This is a genomic window from Flavobacterium sp. T12S277 (assembly GCF_048514875.1).
Classification (GTDB): domain Bacteria; phylum Bacteroidota; class Bacteroidia; order Flavobacteriales; family Flavobacteriaceae; genus Flavobacterium.
Genome location: NZ_JBLYEG010000053.1, coordinates 1 through 2892, shown reverse-complemented (window position 1 = coordinate 2892; position 2892 = coordinate 1). Strand labels below are relative to the sequence as shown.

1 protein-coding gene is annotated in these 2892 nt (G+C 39.4%); it reads right to left on the bottom strand.

The genetic code is table 11. From position 1 onward, the window contains the following. Positions 1-2892 (bottom strand): Ig-like domain-containing protein (locus tag ACN1CN_RS22655; RefSeq protein ID WP_419137945.1); only part of this gene is annotated, 2892 nt, incomplete at both ends.

Genomic DNA, 2892 nt, shown 5'->3' with positions numbered 1-2892 from the left:
TAGGCTTTGGCTGTCAATGAGTAAGCACCTGCAGGAAGACTTGTTAAGTTACAAGTGTAAGGAGTCGTGGTTGAAGTAGCTATTAAATTAATTCCATTATAGAACTCTACTCTGCTTACACTTCCATTTGCATCTGTAGCCGAAGCATTAATGGTAACAAAAGCAGGTGCCATATAGTTACTATTATTCGTTGGAGCAGTAATACTTACCCTAGGGGCATCATTTACAATTACCGCAATGGAAGATGAAGTTGAGATTCCATTATCATTATCATAGGCCTTAGCTGTTAGTACATAAGTACCCGCAGCAACGTTTGTCCAAGTATAAGTGTACGGACTTGTATTAACTGTTCCCAATAGTGTAGCACCATTATAGAATTCTACCTTGCTTATGTTTCCATCAGTATCGTTAGCTCTAGCTGATATAGCCAAAGTGGCTGGAGCAAGATAAATTGCATTGTCCCCAGGAGTGGTAATACTTACTGTTGGGGATTGATTCACTCTGACCAAAACTGCCGAAGAAGTAGTGACACCCCCATTATTATCGTAAGCTTTCGCGGTCAACGTGTACCTTCCTATAGGCACGCTAGTCCAATTATAACTGTATGGGCTACTCGTTGAAGTCCCTAACAAACTGCTACCATTATAAAACTCCACTTTACTGATCGTACCATCTGTATCGTTAGCTGCAGCTGATATAGCGAAAGTGGCTGGAGCAAGATAAATTGTATTGTCCCCAGGAGTGGTAATACTTACTGTTGGGGATTGATTCACTCTGACCAAAACTTCCGAAGAAGTGGTAACAACCCCATTATTATCGTAAGCTTTGGCGGTCAGCCTGTAAGTTCCTATAGGTACGCTGGTCCAATTATAACTGTATGGGCTGGTGGTTGAAGTTCCTAACAAAGTGGTACCATTATAAAACTCCACTTTACTGATAGTACCATCAGAGTCAGAGGCTGTTGCATAAATGTTAATATTTCCAGGATCGGTATAGACCGCATAGTCGTCAGGTGAAATAATTGAAACTATTGGGCTTTTGTTTCCTACTATGACGCTAATAATAGAGGATACCATTTCAGCATTCAGGTTATCATAAGCCTTTGCAATAAGCTCATAAGTGCCGGCAGGAACTCCTGTCCAGTTAAACGAATAAGGACTTGATGTATCAGTGCCAAGTAAAGTTGCACCCTGATAAAATTCAACTCTGCTGATCGATCCATCCGCATCAGAAGCAGTTGCCGTAATATTTATGTTCGCAGGAACAGTAGTATAAAGTTTATTATTGATTGGTGCTGTAATATTTACGGTCGGAGACTCATTAAAAGCACAGAACTCAATCTCTGCTACATTACAATAACCGTCGACTGGAGATAAATATCTGTAATATCTGTAGGTTTTACTATTAGGTATACTAACGTCCTGCCATCCATAATTTGGCTGGGTTTGGATAGTGTATAGATCCACAAAGTCAGCAGAATTAGACGTATTGGAACCCTGAAATTTTCCACCTAGCATTCTTCCTGCGTTTGATTTTATTGGATAATATCTGATATTGGTAACAACTTTTGCAGTTCCAAGATCTAATCCAGTATAAGCTGTACTAGCTGCACTGGCATCAAATGCTGTATTTATATCTCCATCAAATGCTTTGTCATATTCAGAACCAGCTGCATAAGGAGAAGTACCAAAAGTAGTACCCGTAATTTTATTACAAACAAAAGTAACCGTAAGAGTTACTAAATCGGAGCTTTTCTTATTTCCCAGATTATCATAAGCGACAGCAGTGAGATCATATTTCCCAGGCAATACGTCATTCCAGGAATAAATATAGGGAGAGGACGCGCCTGTACCCAGTAATGTAGTTCCATTATAGAATTCTACTTTACTAATATTCCCTGAACTTACAACAGCTGTTGCATTGAGATTGATAGTAGCAGAACCACTAACACTAAATGTCGTATTGTTGACAGGTGAAGTCAGAGCTACCGTAATGTTACTCGGAGGAGGAACCAAATCACTCTGCCATACTCCTCTTCCATAATAATAAACATTCAATACACCTTTAGAAATGCCATCATTATAAATATCCATATCTTTCATTTCGCAAATTATAGGTAGACCCGAAGAGTAATTTATCCAAGAGGATTTAGTATTGTCTTTATAATAAGCACCTAAGGCATAACAAGCATAGATTGCCTCATTCGTACTTTTATGATCAGCTACCACCTTTATTACTGTTGCTTCAGGAAACCCTTTTGTAGCTGTCCATGTTTCCCCTTTATCGGCGGAGCGATAAATAGTATTTCCAAGTCCTAAGTATACAACATCCGAATTAGGTATAGGAGCTACAGAACCTGTAGTTGCAGTAGTAGGGAGCGTTTTCTCAACAAAAGAAGCGTCAGTCGTTGCATTGTCTGATCTGTATAATGCAGGTAAATCTGTAAAAACATATAAACGATCTGCATTGCTAGGATCTATCTGAAGGTCATTTATAGTACCAGACGGTACGGTGTAAATAAGTGTCCAGGAAGGAGAAGCTGAAGTTAGATTACTGCAACGATAAACTTTTCCGGCATTAGCGTGGTAAGCAATATTGATATTTGCCGGAGTGAAAGCAAATTTTCCGCCAGAGGGCGTTTCTGGTAGATTCAAAGATGTAACAGAGCCCGAAGGATAAGGACGTCTTTCTTCGCGTGATTCCTCGTAGTAATAATTACTTGAATAATCAAACCACATAGATGGTCCATAGTCACCTGCTCTGTCATTATAAAAGGTGCCGTTATTGTAATAAAATCCGCCATTATCCTGTGCTCCTATATATAGTAGATTCCTGTTCGTTTTACAGATGGCACCATGATAAATTTCAGTAGCTGCGATACCATCAGACTTT